The sequence below is a fragment of the Pseudidiomarina salilacus genome, assembly GCF_047323925.1.
GTDB lineage: Bacteria > Pseudomonadota > Gammaproteobacteria > Enterobacterales > Alteromonadaceae > Pseudidiomarina > Pseudidiomarina salilacus.
In genome coordinates this window covers 1,777,225-1,799,724 of sequence record NZ_CP178751.1, presented here as the reverse complement: position 1 = coordinate 1,799,724, position 22,500 = coordinate 1,777,225, and the positions used below count along the sequence as shown (strand labels likewise).

Sequence of the window (22,500 nt, the reverse complement as noted above, 5' to 3'; positions counted from 1 at the left end):
ATTAAGGAAGATTAATATGATTAATCCACATGCCAATATCCGTATTGAGTATCACATTTTACAATCTTTTCCTGTTACATGCTTGAACCGAGATGACGTTGGAGCCCCTAAGTCAGCTATTGTTGGTGGTGTACCACGAGCGCGAGTTAGTTCTCAATGTTGGAAGCGCCAAGTACGGATGGCGATGCAAGATTTTGGAATTAAACTCGGAGTCCGCACAAAGAAAGCTGAGCAAATGTTTGTTGAAGCTTGTCGTACTGCTGGAGCATCGGAGCAGCAAGCAGAAAAATGCGGGGCGAAAATCGCAGCGCAACTTGTCGATGACACACTCTTATTTATTAGTGAAACCGAAGCTACGGCGTTTGCCAATTATGCAAAAGAGAAAGACTTTGATGAGAGTAAAATCAAAGACAAGGAATTAGCCAAACTAGCCAAGCAGACTTTGAATCCTGCTGTCGATGCATTGGATATCGCACTTTTTGGGCGCATGGTTGCCAAAGCAGCAGATATGAATGTGGAAGCAGCAGCCTCGTTTTCGCACGCGATTTCAACCCACAAGGTGAGCAATGAAGTTGAGTTTTTTACTGCGCTAGATGATCGGCAGGATGAACCGGGTTCCGCGCATATGGGAAGCTTAGAGTTTAATTCGGCAACTTACTATCGCTACATTAGCCTTGATCTCGGACAGCTTAGACAAACCATGGGGCCCGATGATTTGAAAAGGGCTATCGAAGCATTTACTAAGGCTTTGTTTATAGCGGTGCCAAATGCGCGACAAACAACACAGTCGGGCGCTAGTCCTTGGGAATTTGCTCGGGTCATGGTGCGAAAAGGTCAACGCTTGCAAGTGCCTTTCGAGACACCTGTTAAAGCGAGCGAGGGCGGCTTTTTGAAAGCAAGTGTCAAAGAACTCAAAGGCTATCTCGACAAGAAGGAGAGACTTTCTGGTTCACTTTTTGGTAAACAGGCTTCTTATGACTGGGGAGAAGACGAGAGTTTCAGCATAGATGCGTTAGTGGAGTCATTACAAAGCCACGTAAGTTGAGGTGATTTATGAATTATCCTTATTTGCTGTTATGGCTGGAGGCTCCACTGCAGTCGTGGGGGCACGACTCGAAATTTGGACGGCGAGATAGCCTTGATTTCCCGACTAAATCGGGCGTGTTTGGTTTGCTTTGCTGTGCGTTGGGAGCAGGAGGAAAGCAAACGGAATGGTTAAAAGAATGGGCTGACTGCGATATGCAGGTGCAAGCATTTGTGCTCTCTGATCGCCGTGGTCAACCGATGGCTCGTCAACCGCTGCTGCGCGATTTTCAAATGGTTGGCAGTGGCTATGACGACAAAGATCCATGGCAGAACCTCCTGATTCCGAAAACAAGTGATGGCAAGAAAGCGGTAGGTGGTGGTACTAAAATGACCTATCGATATTATTTACAAGATATGGCTTTTGCTGTTGCGTTGCAGGGCCCCAAGGACAAACTGAAGAGTTTAGAGTCGGCTTTGCAAAACCCAGTATGGGATCTGTACTTGGGGCGAAAAAATTGCGTGCCTACAGAATTTATTGCGCAAGGTATTCATGCTGATTCGACTCATGCGATGGAAAAAGCAACGCAATTGGCAAAAACTAAGGGGCGACTACCTAGCTTCAAGGTGTTGCAAGGTGAGCACGAGGGATACGTGTTTACTCTTAATGACGTCCCACTGCAGTTTGGACAACAAAAGCTCTACAGAGACCGGCGTGTCACTGTGTTACCGGTCGATTGAGTATGGCGGCTGGCAAGCGTTTGTTCGTAAAAGTTACTAGAGATTCCTTACCTCAAGTAAAGGATAAATATCCGTTTTTATATTTGGAAAGGGGGAGGCTCGAAATTGATGACAGCAGTATTAAGTGGATTGATTCGGAAAATAATGTTGTACCGTTACCCGTTGCAACGCTCAATACATTGTTGTTGGGGCCTGGCACTAGCATTACCCACGATGCCGTGAAAACTGCTGCGGCAGCAAATTGTTCTGTTTGTTGGGTGGGTGAAGATAGCCTACTGTTCTATGCCGCAGGATTTTTGCCAACAGCAGATACTCGGAATCTGAAACAACAAATAGAAACCGCTAGTCACCCACAAAAATCATTGGAAGTTGCTCGGCGAATGTTTGCTCGTCGCTTTCCTACAGCAGACCTCGATGGTAAAAACTTAAAAGAAATGATGGGTATGGAAGGACATCGAGTCAGGGCGTTATATCAATCCAAAGCTGAAGAATATCAAGTGGGATGGAAAGGACGTAAATTTGTGCCGGGGAAGTTTGAGACGAGTGATGTTACCAACCAAGTTTTAACTTCTACAAATGCTGCTCTATACGGTATTTTATGCTCAGCGGTGCACAGCATGGGCTATTCGCCTCACATTGGTTTTATCCATTCAGGCAGTCCCTTACCTTTTATCTATGATCTTGCCGACTTGTATAAAGAGCACTTATGTATAGATTTGGCATTTAGTCTCACCCGAGATATGGCCGGCCGGTATAACAAGCATAAAGTCTCGGAAAGTTTTAGATCTCGTGTGATCGAAATGGACTTGCTTGCAAAGTTAGCTGTAGATATTCCGGATATGCTAGGAGTTAGCCGTGCTCGTGGTTCTCGCTAATGACTTACCTCCAGCGGTAAGAGGCCGAATGAAACTTTGGTTTGTTGAACCACGCGCAAATGTATTCGTGTCTGGCATCAAAGACTCAGTAGCCAAAACAGTTGTCGAGTATCTTTACAAACACTGTCCGCCAGAGGCCGGTGTAGTCATATTTCGCTCTTTACCAGGCCCCCCGGGTTATGAAGTTCATACGATCGGGCCAACTCGTAAGTCGTTGATTGAAATTTGCGGATTACAACTCGTTATTGAAACCCTAAAACAACCATAAACGCAAAGTATAGTGTTTTGGGGCTAGTTCTTTCACAATATGTTGGTGTCTTCCCCACGCTCGTGGGGGTGTTTCTAAATTTTTAGGACATTACCGAGCGATAGAGTAGTCTTCCCCACGCTCGTGGGGGTGTTTCCAGACGCAGCGGTTTTTATGATGTGGTTGCGTTGTCTTCCCCACGCTCGTGGGGGTGTTTCCTGACTGATCATCTTTCTGTACAGGATAATTTTGTCTTCCCCACGCTCGTGGGGGTGTTTCTGTCGTCGATCGACCTGCGGTAGAACGTAGGCGGTCTTCCCCACGCTCGTGGGGGTGTTTCCCTAACTTTGGCGAGCTTGCTTGTGGTCATGTAGTCTTCCCCACGCTCGTGGGGGTGTTTCTCATAAAGCGCAGCCGCTGTCACTTCGCCATCGGTCTTCCCCACGCTCGTGGGGGTGTTTCTTTAGATACCTCTAACAAAATAAGGGTTCAGGAGTCTTCCCCACGCTCGTGGGGGTGTTTCCGCCTTTTTTGTATAACTTTCGGTCTTTCATATGTCTTCCCCACGCTCGTGGGGGTGTTTCTCGCTGCGGCTGCCGATGATGATACGCATTATGGTCTTCCCCACGCTCGTGGGGGTGTTTCTGGCGCAACACCGCTAACCAGCTTCTAGTGCAAGTCTTCCCCACGCTCGTGGGGGTGTTTCTTGCAACTTCAAAAACCTAACCTTCACACCGTTGTCTTCCCCACGCTCGTGGGGGTGTTTCCAACGCGATCCGAGGCGCAGCGGGTACACTGGCGTCTTCCCCACGCTCGTGGGGGTGTTTCTGTTTCGGCAGGTCTTCGCGGGGTTGCAAAGGCAGGTCTTCCCCACGCTCGTGGGGGTGTTTCCGAGCCTGCCGCCTAAGTTCACATTCGAGCAGGGTCTTCCCCACGCTCGTGGGGGTGTTTCATTGCCAGCACAAGCTCGAAAAGGTAGTCGAAGTCTTCCCCACGCTCGTGGGGGTGTTTCCAAGAAGCGGCGCACAAGTCTATATTCGTTGCAGTCTTCCCCACGCTCGTGGGGGTGTTTCCAGCAAGCACCTGCCGCAGCATGACGGAATGAGGTCTTCCCCACGCTCGTGGGGGTGTTTCCTTATGAGGGTCTTGGTTTAGATGAATTTGGCGGTCTTCCCCACGCTCGTGGGGGTGTTTCTTATTTTTTGCAACCGTGTTGACAACACAAACAGTCTTCCCCACGCTCGTGGGGGTGTTTCTTTTCATCATCTCTCTCCATAGCTTTCTCAAAAGTCTTCCCCACGCTCGTGGGGGTGTTTCCCAGTGGTGACGGGTTCAGCACCAGACACAATGGTCTTCCCCACGCTCGTGGGGGTGTTTCCAAAGGCAACTTTGTTCGCGCAGGCATTGAGTTGTCTTCCCCACGCTCGTGGGGGTTTTTCTTGGCTGCGACTGCTTTCTTGCGTAGCGTGTTGGTCTTCCCCACGCTCGTGGGGGTGTTTCTCTTCACTTTACGCATTTTGATGATCCTCACCTGTCTTCCCCACGCTCGTGGGGGTGTTTCTGGAAAACGTCTGAATCAAGATATACGCCAATAGTCTTCCCCACGCTCGTGGGGGTGTTTCCATTCCTGGCGGTGCGACATTTTACGCAGGATTGTCTTCCCCACGCTCGTGGGGGTGTTTCCTGCCGAAACGTGGCTTCATCGGGGAAGCAATAGTCTTCCCCACGCTCGTGGGGGTGTTTCCCTATGAAAGGCACGTCTGTTTATGCTGTTTCAGTCTTCCCCACGCTCGTGGGGGTGTTTCCAGCTTTGTTGAATTCGGCGGCAAGTCCTTAGAGTCTTCCCCACGCTCGTGGGGGTGTTTCTGCTATCGGCGTTGTTCGCGCAGTATGGAATGAGTCTTCCCCACGCTCGTGGGGGTGTTTCTCTATATCGGGTAAATTAGTTTTTAAAACTGATGTCTTCCCCACGCTCGTGGGGGTGTTTCCTGTTGTGGGTTGATAGTGACAAGTGGTTTGACGTCTTCCCCACGCTCGTGGGGGTGTTTCTTTGGTTTCTATCGAGAATACGCTGGCGAGCGGGTCTTCCCCACGCTCGTGGGGGTGTTTCCAAGGTTAGCGAAGAATCGGTTATCATAATCCGGTCTTCCCCACGCTCGTGGGGGTGTTTCCTCGAAGCGGAAGTTTTTCATCATGTTAAGCATGTCTTCCCCACGCTCGTGGGGGTGTTTCTGCCGCTGCCTGCGTCATACGTCACATCGATAGGTCTTCCCCACGCTCGTGGGGGTGTTTCCGATAGCGAGTGTAAAAAAGAAAACTTTTGGCGGTCTTCCCCACGCTCGTGGGGGTGTTTCCTTATCAACGATGCGGGCGATTGGGTCGATTAGGTCTTCCCCACGCTCGTGGGGGTGTTTCTCAGCCTATGATGATTTTGCTAGTTTGAGTGAAGTCTTCCCCACGCTCGTGGGGGTGTTTCCGCCCACGCCAACCACGGCAAAAACCGCGCTGGGTCTTCCCCACGCTCGTGGGGGTGTTTCTTGCTGTTTAGTGATGACTTCAGTCCTGTACTGGATACTGAATTGAAACTGATTCATAGAACGAGTGTCTGAGATTGTAGCGCAGTGGGCGCCCTAGAAGGGCGTATTTTCAAAAAGGCGAAAGAGTGCTTAAACCCAAGATCGTGATTCTGTCAACAACGGCTGAAAACTGATCCAAGAAAAAGGCCGCACCCTCGAAGCATTGATGAGTTAATTTTTGGACTATGGCGGATGAGTGAAAAACAACGAATGACCAGACGCAAACAGCTTGCTTTTCGCTTGTCACTCGCAGTTGGTATTGGCTTTGTAGTTGTTAGCGCATACTGGTTTTGGTCTAGCTTTTCCGCTGAACCAAACAGGCAACGAGTTGAGATTAGCGCTGACGTGCTGACAGCGGTGAAACAACGAAATGCCAAAGTTGATCGAATTGTTGCAACTGAGCAAGTCAAAAAAAGTGTTACGAACCTGCCTAATGACGCGGTATTTTACAAGACGGCATCAGTGCAGGATCTCCAGCTTCTCGCTTATGAGTTGGGTGGGTGGGAGCTTTGGCTGCATGCATTTAAAGCGGGTTCGATAAAAGTAGATGACCTAACAGAACAGGAACAAGACCGCCTTTTTGAACTGGCTGCAGCGCAACTAACGCCTGCTCTGCTCGAAGAATTGCTTCAGTACGGTTTTCGTGTGACTGAAAAATCAGAGTATGTCGTGATAAACGGCAGTACAAATCTAGCAGCTCACGAGCAGATCGTACTCGAGAAGATCCGATTAATCGATCAATATCGGAGTCTTGATAGTGACAAAACGCAGGCAGAGCTTAGCCTTGCTAAACAAGGCGCATTTTACCGTGCCGCAGCCTTTGGTTACCGCAGAGTGTTCGAATTTCTGGTGCGTGATGGCATTAGCGTAGAAAATAGTCATCGCCTTTTCGAGACCATGCTTCGTGGGCGCCAACCATCGTCTGAACTATTCTATTACCTCCTTGAACTAGGTTATCAGCCTTCATATGACCTTCTTGATCTTGCTTGCCGGCGAGGTTTACATGAGTGTCATCAGGCTAGGATTCACAAATAGCCTTTTGGTTACTGGAAGCTTATGAGGTCATGGAGGGTCTGAATAACTTGCGACCCGCATCCGTGTAAAAGTTATTAGAAGCCTGCTACTTGATGTGTTGCCGGAAATCGCGAAAGAGGGTTAATTGATGAAGTAGACATCATAAAGATTTGTTTATGATGTTCACTTCATTTTATTGACTTTATGTAATACACTTCATATTACTGTTTTATAAACTTAACCTCATCAATGAGGCTTACTCATGATTATTCAGCGTCCAATCGACTTATCGGCACTTATTAAATCGCAGAGAAAAGCGCAGGGTTACACGCAAAAGGAACTGGCTAAGCTAACTGGGCTTTCACAAAGAAGTGTGTCGTCCATTGAACGTACCGGAGAAATGCACACATCGACTTTGCTGCGAATCTTTGCAGCGCTCAGCATTCAGCTAAACGCGGACGCTGCTGAACAAAGCGCCGGGAATAGCAGCGAGGTTATTTGGTAATGGGCCGACGCAAACATGAGAAGACCCTCTATTGCCACATGAATGATCAGTTCGTTGGCACGTTGACATCGCGGCTGAATAATTTGAGCTTTCGATATTCAGATAGCTGGCTACAATCCAAGTTTGCGCGGGCAATCTCCGTATCCATGCCATTAACTGAGCAAGAATATTCCGGCGAAGCCCTAAACGCTTACTTTGATAATCTGTTGCCCGATAGTTCAGATGTTCGTAAATACATTGTCGATAGACTTGGGGCTAAAAGCACAAAACCTTTTGACTTGCTCGAAACGGTCGGCAAAGACTGCATTGGCGCATTAACCTTTCTAGCCAGTCCGGAGCCTCAGCCGGTTCCAGACGTTGAAATAAACCCGTTGAATGAAGCGCAAATCGGTCAACTTATAGCCGATTCGCGAACCGGTAAAACCCTAGGTATGCAGCACAATGATGCATTTCGTTTTTCACTTGCCGGTGCTCAGGAGAAAACGGCGCTAACTTATTGGCAGGGACAATGGGGTATCCCTGTTGGCCGAACACCAACAACGCACATATTGAAACCGCGGATCATAACTCGCCCAGGTGAACCTGATTTATCCAGCAGCGTTGAAAATGAATGGTTTTGCATGCGTGTTGTTGAGGCACTTGGACTGCCGGTAGCGCATACAAAAATTGACAGCTTCAACGGTGAAGATGTTTTGATTATTGAGCGTTTTGACAGAAGAGTGATTGGGAACAAGGTTTATCGTCTACCGCAAGAAGATTTCTGCCAAGCGCTTGCTGTGGTAGGTGGTTCAAAGTATGAGGAGCATGGCGGCCCAGGCGCTAAAGAGATAATGAAAATTTTATCCACATCTACGGCCTCGGTTAGTGATCAGGATACATTTATGTCAGCGCAGCTACTGTATTGGCTTTTTGCCGCGATAGACGGGCATGCAAAGAACTTTAGTTTGGCACTGACTCCTAAAGGGTACCGACTGACACCGTTGTATGACATATTATCAGCGCATGGATTCGCGCAAGTAGGCAATCTACATCCGAAAAAAATAAAAATGGCGATGGCGGTGAATAGTAAGAATCGGCATTATCATTGGCATACGATTCTTCCTCGGCACTGGGGAACTCACGCAAAGAGTGTTGGCTATGATCCAGATCGCATGGATTCGACAATTGTGAACATCACATCCAAGTTAGAAGCGTGTCTCGATGTTGCATCAGAGGAAGCTGCCTCGATAAGTGTTCGCGCTGAGCAAAGCGCGGAAACTATCCGAAAAGGTACATTGAAGGCGCTTGAACGTTTTAAGGTATGAGCTTTCTATTCGTAAATCAGGACGGAGGTGCTTACGTCTAGCAAGCTGACTTAGCGCCTAAATTTCGCTGAAGCTAGCAACACCAGCGTTACGATTAGAAACAAGATAAACGCTGCTAACGCGCCGTCTACCAGAAATGCCCATATGAACGGCAACTCGAAGAAAATCACTTCTCGCGGATGCACAATCACACTTATCATCGCAAGACCTATAAACGCGCCTAGCATCATGCCGCCAAACATACGAGCGAGAAACCGCAGGTAAACGCGATCTGATAACGGTTTCGCTGGCGCTTTATGCCGCATCCATCTGAATTATTCAATATCTTTATTAGCCTAATACCTCTTCATTGCGACCACTCCCGAGCGACACACTTTTTTAGCAAAAAGAAATTAGTAGCCAACGATAATCTGCTAGCTATAAGCATAGCAGTCGTCATTGAGATAGTGCTGCACGTCAAACGAATATACGACCACCTCAAATGACGTTCGGGTTTAGATTGCCACTACAACCACTACAATACTCTCAGTGCGAAGGTGGTTATAATGACGAGCGAATGAGAAAAGGCCGTAACTATGACATCTCCCGGAGATTACTCTTTGTTCTTCGGGGACAATAACTGCCAAGACTATGTAGACAGAGTGATCGATAACTACAATAAGCTGGGGGACTAACAATGAAAATCGCGATTGCTTTGATCCTAGTGGTTGTTGTATCCGTCATAGGGCTTCCATATATCTATCGAATACTTGATCTGTACACGGCAGATTACGACAAGTTTCTGCCAGTTGCTCAAGCGAGCGCCACTGAAAATTTATACAAACTTGATTTTGCACCACCGCGCTCAGGCTATTTTGAGGTTGGATTACTATCCAAGGATGGGGTTTCGGTCGAAACTTTGCAGACACTATCGATGACTGGTCATTTAAAAATAGAGCGTGGTCTAGATGTATTATGGGAGGGGGAAATAGATAAACCTCTTCATTTTCGGTCTCCTAATAATCCTGAAATAGTTAGCAAGGCAATTCTATTTCAGTTTCCCGTTAACACCCTGATCAATAGTACACCGTTGAAGATAAGCTATCAGCCCGAAAGTGACGAACTTAACACAAAGTTCCCTATAATTTATGTTTCGATTAGCGCAGTGTACTAGGATACGAGGGCCGAACATCGGCTTGGTTTGGTAAGGCCTAAGACGCCATAAAAAGACAAAACGACAGGACCAAGACAAACCAGCGAAAATGACAAAAGTGTGGGATATTTTGAGTTATCGGCACTGTAAAGACACGAAGGTGCGCTACAAGCCAATAAAAATGGCGCACCCGACAGGAGTCGAACCTGTGACCTCTGCCTCCGGAGGGCAGTCACGGGTTCGGTGGTAAATCGTTAAAGCTAGGCGTGGCATGGGTTTAAACGGTATTTTAGCTTTTTGTTTGTTGTCGAAATTGACACTTTTGAGACCGTTTAATGACAAAATTGGTCACAGAAAACCGACTCCGAAATTTCAATTTTTGACCTTTGCCTCGCGACAAAAAATTCTCGATACCTGAAAAATCCTGAGTTTTGAGGTGGAAAAAATTCCACCTGTTAACTGGACTTTGGGTGCGTAGAATAGCCTATAATTTAATCATTTCAACATGGGGGTATGGTAATGAAAACCACAAAAACTCATGGCAACAAACGAGAGCGCTTTGTTCCAAATATCGAGAACTTCAAAACCAGCCTTCGGTACGAGGGGCTCAAGATGAAAGAGTCTACTGAAAAGCAATCGATCACATCCTTAAAAAGAAAGTATGCGAGATAAAAACGGCGTATGGACGCAAGCGGCGATTCAGTGGTTTTGGAAGTACGCAACGCGTTATGAACTGAGAGCTTCCTTAAGTTTGTTATAAGCTAGCCGATGCCTTTCCTCACTCATTTTTTCAAGGTTATTCAGTTTCCAACGAACAGCAGGCAACAGCTGAACATTGGCAAGTCCGAGTAATGACCAATCTGGTTTGCGTGACTTAAACGTCAAAAGAAACGCTCTCTCTTCGTCAGTAAATGTCGCATGCATGCACTCTACAATTTCCTCACGCGCAGCCACAAGCTCGGCTAACGGGACATCAATGTCCGCCATCGACTTAAATTCCCCCTCATAAAGAGCAGCAATATCTTTGAAATTGGGTCGTAATAATTCTGAAATAGGACGCGGGTGGCTGATCATATAAACAATTAACGCTTTGCGAATATCATCAGTGAGGCCTTCATTATCCAAGAGTAGTTTGACGTCAAACAAGTCCCTAGGGTGTTGCCGATCGAGTGCGGCGCAAATTTTACCAGCATAAAGGTCGGCAAAATTGACCACTGAAATTTCCGCGAACCCGAATTCATTTTCAACCGCTTCAGTAACACTCGAAGCGTTTGATTCGTAGACCGTTCCTCGAAGAACAGGTGACAGTTCTATCTTTATCTGAACCTTTCTACCGCTAATATCACGCTCCACCAATAAACGGAGCGCGTCCTTTTTAACTTCAAATGAGCGTATGACAGTAACATCTTGCAGCTTTGCTGTGAGGTTTCCCGCTATTTGCTCTAGGTGACTTGTGATTGTTTGAAGTGCCTCACCCCGATCCATCATAGGTAAAAAGACGAGGTCAATATCAACCGACAACCTTGGAAAATCTCTGACAAATAGGTTAATCGCAGTACCGCCTTTGAGCGCAAAACAGTCATGAGCAGCAACAAATGGAAGCACCTGCATAAGCAACTGAACCTGGCGATAATAAATGCTATTTCTATCCATGATAATTTACATCTCCTTGGGAACCGTAATTTGCCATTTGCTTTCCAGGCGACCATTTACCGCGATAGCTCTTTTACCTGAACCTAGATCGTAGTCTGTTGGCACTAAATATTTAAACCAGGGATGTTGATTGCGCTCCGCTAGCCAAAAGAATAACCGTTTCACTTTTACATTAAGACAGTTCTTTAGCAGCGTATCTAACTTCCGGGGTGATAAGTTATGCAACCCCTGAAGCAGCGCATCAGCGTGCTCAAAACTTACATGCTTAGGCACCTCATTAAGTATTTCCAGATAAGCTTTTTCAACACATGAATACGTTATTTCCGGAAAACCTTTTGCCCATTCATAATGACGGAACACACTTTGGTCGAGCAGTAATGACTCAGGCCACAGGCGCTTCGTGCCATGCCATGCAAAAGTAGCTCCCACATCTATCTTATTAACCCATGCTGGGAGCTTATCGGAAGAGTATAAGTTAATTACAGGATTACCACGCTTATTTACGAAATGGCTTACGCCGTTTACCGCTAACGCACTCAACCCTCCGACATGAACAGGAAGCTTAGCCATTTGCTGCAGTGAAGCGACCACGCCCTGCCAAGTCGGGATAGATTCTTCTCGATAGTAAACACCGGGAGCGGCTGCGACTAAGGCTCCTCTTCGGACGGAATTGTCGATGTAATGCAAACTTAACCCTTGCTCTTGTAGCCAACGTTTCGTTGCTATCATACCAAGCGGAAGTTTTTGCTTTAGCGTTTTGCCTGCTTCGTGATTTAGCATGTGATGCTCTTTTAGGTTCACAATATTATCTATATACGTTAATTATTGACGTGGATTCCACATCAATCAAACTAAACTGGTTTGATAATAAAGCTAAACACGTCGATAAACAACGTATATTTGTTACTTTTCAAACTGATTGAGCTCAACAACATCGCGTAGCCGACATAAATAGCGCTCGTTTAGCTGTATGATTTTGCGGGGTATTTACAATTCGTTACTCCGCGTAATTGGAATTGATAGCAGGGCAATAAGATTTAAGCTGATGTCATCAGTTGCATCAGACGAGGATTCACAAATAACTTCTCCTTGCCCGAAGTTGTCTCCTCTAATATACCAATTTCAACGAGCTGTTTAAGGTATACAGAAGCGGTTTGACGCTTGGCGATATCGCGTTCCACTAAATTACTAATTCGACAATAAGGCTGCTCAAAAATCACTTGAACAAGTTCGTGACTATATATTTTGGGTAATTGTTCGCGAATGCTGTTGGTCGTTTGATCCATTAATTCACGAACAGCAGCGATTTTCTCACAGGTCCAATGCGACGTTTGCTCAACACCGCGTAACATGAATACAAGCCAGTCTTCCCAAGCTTGATTCTGGGTCACCTGGTTCAGTAATCGATAGTAATCTTGCTTGTGCGCAACAATGTACCGGCTGAGGTATAAAATCGGCAGTGTTAGGAGCTTCTGCTCAATCAAATAAAGAACATTTAAGATTCTGCCGGTACGCCCGTTGCCATCATAGAAAGGATGAATTGCTTCAAATTGATAGTGGCTCACCGCCATTTTTATCAGCGGATCAATAGTATCGGTATCGTGTAAAAACTGCTCCCAGTTACTGAGCAAATTGCGAATAACCTGTTCGCCCACGGGTGGAGTATAAATCACTTCATTAGTTGTTTGATTACCAATAATGGTGCCAGGTAGCTTCCGTAACTCCATAGTTGTATTTTTCAATGTGCTACAGACCTCAATAGCTGTTGTAGTGCACAAAGGTCTTTGCCCTAGCTGCATAAAGCCCTGACGAAGTGCAGTGCGATAGCGAAGTGCTTCTTTGGTTGCTTGATCAGCGCCGCTGTCTTGTTGTGCATATCGAAATAGCTGATCGGTTGTAGTGACGATATTTTCAATTTTGGAACTGTCTTTTGCTTCTAAAAGAGGGAGCAAATTGATCAGCATACTTTGATTTGGGAGTAACGCTCCAGCTTGTTTCAACTCGGCAAGCGCAGCGCGAGCAGAGATGCATGCTTTTAATACGCCATGCGTTTCGAGGAGTTCCAATTCCGGAGGTAATCTCGGCAAATCGTTGTAAGGTTGGTTAGCTTGCCACGTCATGTTTAAATATCCGTGTAATATCGACACAATTATCAAATTGACCTAAGTGTATGTCGATTCCATCGACACGACAAGTTTATTTGTCGATTATTTTATGTTTTATCGACATGATGGTTTTTTGCCAACGAAATGTGGCATAAATATTCTACGCGATGACTGTGTTATAAATGGGGGGATTACATTCCACCTCTCAATATCACTAATATGGATTGCAAGAATCGTACTTTGCAATCTAGTTTAGACAGACCGAAATCAGAAAAGCGCTTCAAGTCTGTCGAGATTCGAATGCCCTGCAAACTTAACCTTAAACTCTTCGAAAATATCGAGAGCGCGCTCATGCTGTCCCTGCTCAAGCAAGTTAAGAATGAGTTGCGTATCGTACTCTGGATGCGAGAAGTGCTTACGAATAGTCTGCATGAGTTCTAGCTCACGTGCTTTGTTTTGTTCATCAGCTAGGCGATAAGCGTAAAAGCCGTACAGAGCCAGATAGTTCATGTCGTAGTTATCAACATCGCGAGCGAGTGCCAAATTGATGATTGCAGATCCCGTCTCGCGAGCATGAGAGATTAAGGCCATAGTTGCTTCGTCGTGGAACGGTTGACGCGTTTGTAGCGGCAAGCCAAGAGCTAACACGGTAGCTTCCGCTGCTTTAGCGACGGAACCGGGGTTTTGGGCGGTGATTAAATTCCCATCTACCGCTACATAGGGCAGCATCGGTGCATTATTGACGAAAATGGCACCATGTTCTTTTAACTTGTCCTCAAGCAAGAACGGGAAATGCTCGATATGCTCTGCGGAGAATGCATGTTCTTCGGTATTCGTAAAGCTGTTCATGCGCTTGCCGTCGACATACCAACTACCGTCGTTGTTTTGCAAGTTCACCAGCGCTGCCGGGCCATGGCATACCGCGGTAATTGTCATATCGCTAGCTACAGCCGAACTCAGCAATTGTTGTGTCGCAGTATCCGTCGGAAGATCAATCATGGCGCCTGAACCACCAATAACAAAAACAGCATGGTAATTGCTTAGCTGCACAGCTGTTGGCGCTAAAGTATTTTTGAGTTGGTCGAGCGCGAGTTTCTTGAAGCGTTGGATATAAGCCAAATTGTCCTTATTGTTTTTGACAAGCACGGCACCGCCTTTCGGGCTCATGATATCAATTTGTACACCGTTATCGTTCAGCACCAAATAGGCTTGCGCCAGTTCTTCAAGGTCATAACTAAGTTCTGGCGCCGCTTCAGTGCCATTGCTCGAAATCAGCATCAGGACTCGTTTGGCAGTGTCGTCATTGCTAGGCGTTTGCGCCATGGCACTTTTCAGGCAGCAACTACCAAGTATCAGTGCTGCGGTGGTTAAAAATAAAATAAAGTTTTTCATTGTATGTCTCCGTTAAAAGATTGTGGCGCATCTTATTGCTCGTGTTGTCGTAACAATGTGAAGCACAATTGCAAGCGCTCGACAAAGTCTTCACAAACGGTTGCGTAGCCTATGTGACAAGCGTTAGGAGACGACTATGAACCCATTAAAAGCATTTCTAATTTCGACAGTTTTATTTATGAGTGGCTGCGCGCAGTCGCATTTAGATATTTTTCCGGAGCTTAAAGACCCCAGCTTGATGGAGCGTAAAATTTCGGTGGCTGAGCTTCATCAAGACATTGATGCCTATGTAGCTGGAGTACGTGCGCGTCATCCCGACTTCGAGCGTTATGCTGATGAACAAGCGCTACAGCAACGTGTACTGGAGTTAAAGCAACACATCGATCAGCCGCTAACGCGGGTGGAGTTTTTCCGCTATGTTGGACAACTTTCGCACTTGTTTAATGACGGACACAGCTTCTTACTGTGGCCTTATCACGAGTACGGCGCAGCAGTTGCTGCCAAACAACAACCTTTCCCTTTTGCGGTCAAGGAGCAGGACGGCGCTTTATACTTAGCGCGAGGCTATGATCAGACGGTTGTGAAGAATACACAATCGTTACCAGTGGGCAGCCAGATTGTCTCGATCAATGGCATAGCAGCAGAGCAAATCATTGCACAAGCGCAACTCTATGTGGGGGGTGAAACGCAACGTCTACGTGATGCTTTCGTGGCGGAACGCTTTCCGTTTATGTTGTGGGCGGTGTTTGGCATGCTCGGCGAGTTCGAGTTGGAACTACGGCATGACGCACAAGTGTTTACCGTTAACATAACAAGTGAGCAGCAGTGGCAGTCGCAAACCGTGCAAGCTGTCGATCAAGATTTAGACTTGCAGATTCTGCAGCCAGGCCTTGCTTACTTACGTGTTGGCTCTTTTGATGTTGAGCCCGAGCAATTCGCTGCCGACATTGCTACGCATTTTGCTGCAATAAAGCAGCAAAACATTCAGCATCTGATCATCGATATACGTGATAACACTGGCGGCAACACCGATACTGCGACGGAGCTAGCCAGCTACCTTGCCGATGCGCCCTTTAAATTGGTGTCACAGGTGACTGAGCGACTCAACGAGGACAATCGCGGCTGGTTCGGCTATAAAGGAAGTGTCGGCGACATAATTGTTACCCCGTGGACTGATGAAGTGAAGCCGAAAAGCGAAGCTAAACGCTTTACCGGCAATGTCTATGTGCTAATTGGGCCGGTCACCTATTCGGCAGCTATTGTGTTCGCGACCACGGTACAGGATAACCGCATGGGTACGCTCGTAGGTGAGCCAACCGGAGGCTATGCGAATCAAACCGCGCAGGGAAATTTGTTTAATCTGCCACATTCGCAGTTGCGGGCTTATGTTGCCACACGCTTGTTAGTGCGTCCGAACGGCGCGACTGCGGTTACGTCTGTTGTCCCTGACATATGGGTTCAACCCGATATGGCAAGCGGCAGTGATACCGCGCTGACAAAAATTAAGGAGCTGGTGCAATGACCACATTAACGGTCCTGCTGGTCGAAGATACCCTAGCGATTGCTACCGAGGTCTGTGATTTCCTTGAGGAGCAGGGCGTGCAAGTCGATTTTGCCGCGACGGGTAGGCACGGCCTACATTTAGCGCAGGCGCAGAATTATGATGTGGCCATTCTGGACGTGATGTTGCCCGACATGACCGGCATTCAGGTCTGTGAAAGCATCAAGCTAACCTGTGATCCTGTACCGCCGGTGTTGCTGCTGACCGCCCGCGACAGTATTTCTGATAAGTCTGTCGGCTTCGCGGCGGGTGCCGATGACTATTTAACCAAGCCGTTTGATTTGCAGGAGCTCTACCTGCGCTGTCAGGCGCTGGCGCGCCGGCAACAATTACACCAAGCGCAAACGGTGAAAATAGGAGAACTCGAAGTTAATGAGCGACAGCAGTGGGCGCAACGTAAGGGGCAATTACTCAAATTGAGCAGCACTGATTTTGCGATTTTGCTGCTGTTAGTCAGGGCCTATCCAAATGCGGTAAGCCGCCAGCAGGTCATCAACAAAATTTGGGGTGACGACATGCCTGATAGCGATGTGCTGCGGTCGCATATTTATACGTTGCGGCAAGCGCTGGATAAACCCTTTGCTACGCCTATGCTCGCTACCTTACATGGCGTGGGGTTTCGGTTGCAAACCGTTGAGAGTGAATAGCAAAGTGAATGTGACTGGGAAAATCACGAGCATCAATCGTACCTTACAGACCGCTGTGGTGAGTTTTGCACTTATACTGGCAGTCGGTTTGGTCGGTTTGCTTATCGCCTACGCCTATGTGGTTGAGGATAATGTGTTTAATCGCTTAGTGAACAGCGAGGCGAGCTATCTTGAGCACGTATATAAAGAGCAGGGCCGAGTTGCCCAACCGCGCTTTCCGTTTATGACGATTTACGCAAGTTGGCAAGAGTTGCCAGCGAGCGTTCAAGAGCTGCACGCTAGCGCACCCGAGCGCGTTGAGTTTCCGACCGACCAGAGCGGGACGCTGCATGTGCAAGCACTGCAATTAGGCGGCAACGAATGGATTCTTGCCGCCGACGTAACCGGTTTTGAAGTGTCGCGTGATTATTTGCCACGCTTAGTGCCTTGGATCGGATTGATCTTGGCCATCGTGCTCGGAGCTGCTTGGCTATTAAGTTTTTATTTGGGCCGCAGCATAACCCAACCACTCGCGCACTTGTCGAACAGCTTTAAACAGTCAAGTGACACCGCAGAGCCAATAGAGCTGCCCAGGCATTTACCACCTAACGAAATTGGTTATCTCGCAGAGGTGGTAAAAAGCAGCGTCGATAAACTGCAAGCTGCACTGCAACGTGAAGCCGACTTCACCCGCGATATTAGCCATGAGCTGCGCACGCCGACTACTGTTTTAAGGTTTCTGGTTGAGCGCCTTGATGACACGAAAGGGTTGAGTGTACAGCAGCGCAAGCAGCTCAGGGAAATGGTTGCACGTATTGAAGAAACCACCACAGTACTATTAGCCCTAGCGCGCGAAGAGTCGCTTCACACCGAATCTTTAGGGCTGTTAGCCGAGCTGGAAGCCTGCGTTGTTAGCCACCGAAAACTATTAGGCCTCGACGATTTTGAGCTAACGATTAATGTACCTGAAAGCTATCGAATTCGTGCCAACCAGAATCTGTTGCAGTTAATGCTGACCAACCTTATTAATAATGCAATAGAGCATGCGAGCGGACCGATGCTGCATATTGAGCTGAAGGGACACGTATTGTATTGGACCAATCCAGTAGGCGGTCAAACGCCAGAAAATGTTACTGAAACCAGTGTAAAAGGGCCAGCTAGTCAAGGTCTCGGGCAAGGACTCCATTTAGTTAAACGGATCTGCCAACTAAACCAGTGGCGGCTTGAGACAGTGATTGAACCGCCAATTTTTAGTGTTAAAGTTCAATTTAGATGACTAAAACATAAATTTAGAGCAAAAAGTGCACTTTAATGCACCAAACCAAGTGTTAGTTTGCTTTATTAAACTAAATGGCTCGTATTTATAAAATAGTTCATTAGAAGCAACTAAAACAGCCCATCGCCAAGCTATTACAGGTGATCGAATGTGATTTTCCAACGCCGTTACCGGATCAAATGTACGCAACGATGAGGGACCTTATTCGTGAGCGTTGTCGCGCGTTGGAGCTGACTTTGCGTTAGGCAACGAGGAAAAACGGCCATTGGTGACCTTGATGAGCCGTGTAATTTTGTGCGAGTTGTTGATAATAGGGATCAGCAGCTAGTACATCATTGAGCTGTAGTAATTCCTCGTAGCGATAATCACGCACGGCATCGGATTGAGCGTTAAAACGGGCAATCAGCACCATCGAGAATACAAGAACCAAGCCAACGTTTACCTTGATGTTGGCTGTATCGGTCAGTAGGTGATCAAGCAGTACATCGACGTTTTTCTGGAAGTTCGTCACGCCGGTTTGACGCATGAAATCGCTCGCTTCGCCGGAGCCGAATTGACGCTCTAGCAGGTTCGCACGAAACAGAAAAATCAGTGTCGCTTCAAAGTCACAGTCGCCAAGGCGAAACAGTTTAGCGTCCGTGGTGCGGTGCCAGTCGTGTCCGAACAATGGTAGTATAATCAGCAGCGAGTCGCTAAGTACTTCCTCTTTCGTGATGAGGGTTGGAACTTGTAACTTGGGATTGTATTCAGCCAGCAAGCGGTCACTTTTCATACCATCCCAGGTAAGCAAGTGCTCAGTATGATCTATTTCTCTTTGCAACAATAACCATTTAATCGAGCGTGAGAATGGCGAATCAACAATCCATATCAGTTTGTTCATTTGCATTCCTATGGCTAACACCTTAACCATTTGCGCAAATCTTGTAACCTGGCGGGCAGGTGTTCGGGGTAAACTCGCGTGTCCATTGCGTAAATTCTTCCATGCTGAATTGGCGCCAACCACGAATATCTACTAACGTCTCTACTGCAAGATTGAGCTCATCGAGAACGTCTGCGAAGCGCACCATATCGTGATAGATTCGCGGTTTCGCGGTTGTTAAATCGCTGACGTAATGGTCTTCTGCAAGCACCATCTTGGCGGCGGGTAGATAGGCTAACAAGTAATGACGGGAGTGCGCGGTGGCAATATCAAATAGCTCCAAATCGCCCAAAGTAAATGCTGCGCGCGGTGGGACCGAAATGATCTTGTTGTCGGCCTCGTCGACAGTGATATGGCTTAGAATAGAGTCTCTATGCTGTTCAGCAACCACTAAGGTAGCACCTAAAGTTAGGGCGTTATCTAAGCCTCGCACGTTGGCATTATGATGATGTGTGACGACAAAGAAGTTAAGCGGCTTATCTTGCTGAGATAGCTTTTTTATTTCAGCAAAATTGGCTGCTAGGGCATCCGCCGCTCCCAGTCCAATGTAATGGTCTGACTGCTCAATAAACACCGTAAGTGAGCGACCCGTGCCGGCTTGATAGACGCCATTGGCAATCTCTTTGATAACAAATGCTGAAGCATCAATCGTCTCGCCCCAAGGAGTAAAATCGTCAAAGCCCTGAAATGCGGTTTCAAGATCCGGATCAAGCTCAATCGCACGGTGTACCGAAGTTAAGCGTAGCTCTCCATTGACAAAAAAGTTCATATCGCGGGAAAAGGTGACCTTACTGTCGGTACTATGATTGGCAAAGACATATAGCAGCTCGCCGGCGCGAGGGTGTTGGCGAAGTAGTTTGTGGATAAGCCCATTTTCCTTGTCAACGAAGTAGGTATACCGCTCGCCGGAGTCGGTCACGTAGGTCAGCTTTTGTTGCAAACGTCCACGGAAATAGTCATCGCCAGCATAGTCTAGCTCTCCTGTTAAGCTGACTAAGCGACGAGCGTGTAGTGTATCGCTGCTGCGTTCAAGTGACGCACCAAGGCGCGCAAAGTTGGCCCAGTTTTGCTCGGAGTATTTCTCATGCAGGATGTCATAAACGATGGTTTGGTCACCCTGCTGAATCCACTTCTCCAAGTCTATTGTGGTGCGCGGCACGCGGTAAGACAGCAAACTTTTCCGTTGCCCGACAAAATCGATCGTTAGCTCTTCATTGATACGCCATAACTCGGGAATGGCGGGCGTTTCACCTTCGCCAGGCCACGGGCCTTTGTTGTAATCGATCACTTTAATACTGTCGGCCTGTAAGAGCGCATCACCGCCATAGGCTGCTATGACTTTATCGACAATAGTTTGCGTCGAAGCATCGGTTGGCTTGGTTGTATCGGCGACTGCTGTGGATAGACCACAAAGCAAAGTGCAACTGATAATAAACCGTGTCAGTAATGAACGCATGATTGGATTCCTTTTAACTTTGGCGAGCTCGTGAGTCTGGCACGCTAAATGTCAGATTTTTGTGAAGGTCTGTGAGGCGATAATAAGCGGGCAACGAGGGATTTCGTCCTTCCCACCTAGGAAGGACAGTTAACATTAGGAGGAGTTTGCTCGATATTCGCTTGGGGTCTGGTTCAGGTGGTTTTTAAACGCTTTATAAAAAGCGGAGCGGGAGTTGAAGCCGGTAGCAAAAGCAATATCCAGCACGGTGTGGTCTGTCGTTGCTAGCAACTGGCGCGCCTGGTCGATTCTGGCTTTATTTATAAAGTCAAAGAAGGTGCTATTGAGGTGCTGCGACAATGTTTGAGAAATATATTGAGGCGGCTCAGCAATATGCTTCGCCAGCTTGACGAGACTTAAATCTGATTCAAGGTGAATTTTATCTTGTGCTACAGCAGTTTCTATCTTTGCTGCAATTCGTTGCAAATCGGCTTTGCGCAGTGCCGAGCGTTCATAGGCTTGTGCTTTTATGACTTCAGTTATTGCAGCATTCGCCTCTTTTGCCTCGTCGAATCCAAGCTGCTGCTTGATCCCATTGTGCGCCACCAGCCAGACGATAAGCGACAACAGAATTAACACTCCGGTTTCTGAGAAACCGAAGTGAGTGAGTCGATTCTCTACGGTGAGCACAATCAAAGCGTACACCCAAGTCAAGATCATCAGAGCTGCGGTGATAATGACCCAGTTGAGTTTGCGTCCTGACTCATCGGCGTAAATAAGCCGAATGTTTTTGTGGTAAGCCAGCGTCCGACGAAAAATACTGAACATGTAGCCGCAACTGAGTATGAACCAGACCACTAAGAAGAAAGCAAACGCCATAGCTAAAGTGGTAAGCCATGGTGTGTCGACCGGTTCTGACGAGAAAAACATCCATTCAAAGTCTTTGGCAGGAAGTAGTGCGAGCGCAACACTCAGAAATAATACAACCGGTACGATGGCAAAGTGCTTCAACATCGATGGCTGCCAGCGCCATGAATCTGTGGCGATTGTTGCATCGTGATAGAGCCAGAAAGCAGGAAGGAAAAGAAAAAACACAACGGGAATAAAGCTCACATAAAGGTGCACAAGATTTGGCGTTAACTCAAACACCACTGCACCCGAGGACAAGTAAAAAAGACAACTGAGGAGCAGGAGAAGAGGTCCTCTCGACTGGCGTTTTGGGATAAGAAAAATGGCAAAACCTGCCACAGCCATAGTTATCGAAGATAGGAAGATAGTTAACACAGATGTCGATGCTCTTGCCTGAAAAAGTCAGCATAGCACACAGCTTGCATAAACTGTCCTTCTTACGTGGGAAGGACGAACGGGCTGAAACCATCTCGTATTATCGCCTCATGAACGTAAGTCTTTAGTAACGAATATGAGGTTCGGTATGACGATTGAAACGCTGCGTCACTGTCAAGTAAGTGGCTCGAAACTATCTCGCTTTGGGGCGCTCGCATTCTTTTTAATGCCAGTGTGCTATCTCGGTATGTTCATTATTTTTGGCGCATTGCTGGCCATTCCCCAAGGCTCCGATATTAACGAGAGAATTACTTATGTAATGGCCGAGCAAGATCTCATTGGTATTGCTTACCTGTTGGGCTACTTCATTTTTGGAATTTTATTACTCGTTGCGGTGCAAGCTATCCATAACAGGATGTTGGGCGTAAGTCGGCATTTGCTGAACAGTGCCAGTTTATTTGGCTTTATCTGGGTCGTGCTCATGATGTGTGCAGGAATGATCGCCCTGGTGGGTATGAACACCATGATCACGATGTACGTAAAAGATCCACAAGCAGCAGTAATCCTATTTTATAGCTACACCATGGCTGTGAACGCACTTGGTGGCGGAATTGAACTGGTCGGGGGCATGTGGGTGCTTCTGTTAAGTATTGTTGGTCTGCGGTCTCACATCTTTCCAAGATTGCTATGTTGGGTCGGCTTTTTGGTTGGTGTTTTTGGTGTTCTCACGGTTTTTCCAAGTTTGCCATTTATCAAAGAAGCCTTTGGATTAACTCAAATCGTTTGGTTCATATGGGTCGGAACGGTGTTATGTCGCCACAAGGATAGTTAA

Annotated in this window: 20 protein-coding genes and 1 CRISPR repeat array; of the genes, 12 read left to right on the top strand and 8 right to left on the bottom strand. The window is 47.2% G+C overall.

Features of this window, described 5'->3' with window-relative positions:
• The first annotated feature begins 16 nt into the window (after positions 1 to 16).
• The 7 genes from cas7e to ACJ8W9_RS08510 all read left to right on the top strand — a co-directional run bounded on the left by cas7e (position 17) and on the right by ACJ8W9_RS08510 (position 8,285).
• The gene (gene cas7e, locus ACJ8W9_RS08540) at positions 17 to 1,045 is read left to right on the top strand and encodes a type I-E CRISPR-associated protein Cas7/Cse4/CasC (protein ID WP_411360850.1); all 1,029 of its coding nucleotides are present in this window, start codon (positions 17 to 19) and stop codon (positions 1,043 to 1,045) included.
• Between the two features lie 8 nt (positions 1,046 to 1,053).
• Positions 1,054 to 1,764 (top strand): type I-E CRISPR-associated protein Cas5/CasD, encoded by a 711-nt coding sequence (gene cas5e, locus ACJ8W9_RS08535; protein ID WP_411360849.1) that lies wholly within the window; start codon positions 1,054 to 1,056, stop codon positions 1,762 to 1,764.
• A 2-nt stretch (positions 1,765 to 1,766) separates the two neighbouring features.
• Positions 1,767 to 2,639 carry a type I-E CRISPR-associated endonuclease Cas1e gene (gene cas1e / locus ACJ8W9_RS08530; protein ID WP_411360848.1) on the top strand — a complete coding sequence of 291 codons (873 nt, stop codon included), beginning with the start codon at positions 1,767 to 1,769 and terminating at the stop codon, positions 2,637 to 2,639.
• A gap of 28 nt (positions 2,640 to 2,667) precedes the next feature.
• On the top strand, positions 2,668 to 2,907 hold the full coding sequence (gene cas2e / locus ACJ8W9_RS08525) for a type I-E CRISPR-associated endoribonuclease Cas2e (RefSeq protein WP_411360847.1): 240 nt from the start codon (positions 2,668 to 2,670) through the stop codon (positions 2,905 to 2,907).
• A 47-nt stretch (positions 2,908 to 2,954) separates the two neighbouring features.
• Positions 2,955 to 5,423: direct repeats of the CRISPR family, unit length 28 nt; unit sequence GTCTTCCCCACGCTCGTGGGGGTGTTTC.
• Positions 5,424 to 5,654: 231 nt separating this feature from the next.
• Positions 5,655 to 6,497 (top strand): hypothetical protein, encoded by an 843-nt coding sequence (locus ACJ8W9_RS08520; RefSeq protein WP_411360846.1) that lies wholly within the window; start codon positions 5,655 to 5,657, stop codon positions 6,495 to 6,497.
• Positions 6,498 to 6,738: 241 nt separating this feature from the next.
• Entirely contained in the window at positions 6,739 to 6,981 is a 243-nt protein-coding gene (locus ACJ8W9_RS08515) for a helix-turn-helix domain-containing protein (protein WP_051986725.1), read from the top strand.
• A gap of 38 nt (positions 6,982 to 7,019) precedes the next feature.
• A complete protein-coding gene (locus tag ACJ8W9_RS08510) occupies positions 7,020 to 8,285 on the top strand; it encodes a type II toxin-antitoxin system HipA family toxin (protein WP_411360845.1) in 1,266 nt (421 codons plus the stop codon).
• A 50-nt stretch (positions 8,286 to 8,335) separates the two neighbouring features.
• Here ACJ8W9_RS08510 and ACJ8W9_RS08505 read toward each other — a convergent pair whose 3' ends face one another.
• A complete protein-coding gene (locus ACJ8W9_RS08505) occupies positions 8,336 to 8,590 on the bottom strand; it encodes a hypothetical protein (protein ID WP_411360844.1) in 255 nt (84 codons plus the stop codon).
• Positions 8,591 to 8,961: 371 nt separating this feature from the next.
• Here ACJ8W9_RS08505 and ACJ8W9_RS08500 point away from each other — a divergent pair, with 371 nt between their 5' ends.
• Complete coding sequence (locus ACJ8W9_RS08500; RefSeq protein WP_411360843.1) at positions 8,962 to 9,438, top strand: hypothetical protein; 477 nt, start codon at positions 8,962 to 8,964, stop codon at positions 9,436 to 9,438.
• Positions 9,439 to 10,143: 705 nt separating this feature from the next.
• Here the strand turns inward: ACJ8W9_RS08500 and ACJ8W9_RS08495 are convergent.
• From ACJ8W9_RS08495 to ACJ8W9_RS08480, 4 genes are all read right to left on the bottom strand, one after another.
• Positions 10,144 to 11,070: a nucleotidyl transferase AbiEii/AbiGii toxin family protein gene (locus ACJ8W9_RS08495; RefSeq protein WP_411360842.1), complete on the bottom strand. Its 927-nt coding sequence runs from the start codon at positions 11,068 to 11,070 to the stop codon at positions 10,144 to 10,146.
• A 6-nt stretch (positions 11,071 to 11,076) separates the two neighbouring features.
• Entirely contained in the window at positions 11,077 to 11,850 is a 774-nt protein-coding gene (locus tag ACJ8W9_RS08490) for a type IV toxin-antitoxin system AbiEi family antitoxin domain-containing protein (RefSeq protein ID WP_411360841.1), read from the bottom strand.
• A 257-nt stretch (positions 11,851 to 12,107) separates the two neighbouring features.
• A complete protein-coding gene (gene fic, locus ACJ8W9_RS08485; RefSeq protein WP_411360840.1) occupies positions 12,108 to 13,190 on the bottom strand; it encodes a protein adenylyltransferase Fic in 1,083 nt (360 codons plus the stop codon).
• A gap of 252 nt (positions 13,191 to 13,442) precedes the next feature.
• On the bottom strand, positions 13,443 to 14,567 hold the full coding sequence (locus tag ACJ8W9_RS08480) for a type 1 glutamine amidotransferase domain-containing protein (RefSeq protein ID WP_411360839.1): 1,125 nt from the start codon (positions 14,565 to 14,567) through the stop codon (positions 13,443 to 13,445).
• 136 nt (positions 14,568 to 14,703) lie between these two features.
• Between ACJ8W9_RS08480 and ACJ8W9_RS08475 the strand changes: the two genes are divergently transcribed.
• From ACJ8W9_RS08475 to ACJ8W9_RS08465, 3 genes are read left to right on the top strand one after another with little or no spacing between them, the layout of a single operon-like run.
• A complete protein-coding gene (locus ACJ8W9_RS08475; protein ID WP_411360838.1) occupies positions 14,704 to 16,089 on the top strand; it encodes a S41 family peptidase in 1,386 nt (461 codons plus the stop codon).
• Positions 16,086 to 16,775 (top strand): response regulator transcription factor, encoded by a 690-nt coding sequence (locus tag ACJ8W9_RS08470; protein ID WP_411360837.1) that lies wholly within the window; start codon positions 16,086 to 16,088, stop codon positions 16,773 to 16,775. The genes ACJ8W9_RS08475 and ACJ8W9_RS08470 overlap by 4 nt, the downstream gene beginning before the upstream one ends.
• 10 nt (positions 16,776 to 16,785) lie before the next feature.
• Positions 16,786 to 18,030, top strand: a complete 1,245-nt coding sequence (locus ACJ8W9_RS08465) for a sensor histidine kinase (RefSeq protein ID WP_411360836.1) — start codon at positions 16,786 to 16,788, stop codon at positions 18,028 to 18,030.
• Positions 18,031 to 18,271: 241 nt separating this feature from the next.
• On the opposite strand, the gene ACJ8W9_RS08460 is transcribed toward ACJ8W9_RS08465, so the two are convergent.
• The 3 genes from ACJ8W9_RS08460 to ACJ8W9_RS08450 all read right to left on the bottom strand — a co-directional run bounded on the left by ACJ8W9_RS08460 (position 18,272) and on the right by ACJ8W9_RS08450 (position 21,533).
• A complete protein-coding gene (locus ACJ8W9_RS08460) occupies positions 18,272 to 18,910 on the bottom strand; it encodes a glutathione S-transferase N-terminal domain-containing protein (protein ID WP_411360835.1) in 639 nt (212 codons plus the stop codon).
• A 22-nt stretch (positions 18,911 to 18,932) separates the two neighbouring features.
• Entirely contained in the window at positions 18,933 to 20,405 is a 1,473-nt protein-coding gene (locus ACJ8W9_RS08455) for a hypothetical protein (RefSeq protein ID WP_411360834.1), read from the bottom strand.
• 135 nt (positions 20,406 to 20,540) lie between these two features.
• Complete coding sequence (locus ACJ8W9_RS08450) at positions 20,541 to 21,533, bottom strand: helix-turn-helix transcriptional regulator (RefSeq protein ID WP_411360833.1); 993 nt, start codon at positions 21,531 to 21,533, stop codon at positions 20,541 to 20,543.
• A gap of 283 nt (positions 21,534 to 21,816) precedes the next feature.
• On the opposite strand from ACJ8W9_RS08450, the gene ACJ8W9_RS08445 reads away from it, so the two are divergent.
• A complete protein-coding gene (locus ACJ8W9_RS08445) occupies positions 21,817 to 22,500 on the top strand; it encodes a hypothetical protein (protein WP_411360832.1) in 684 nt (227 codons plus the stop codon).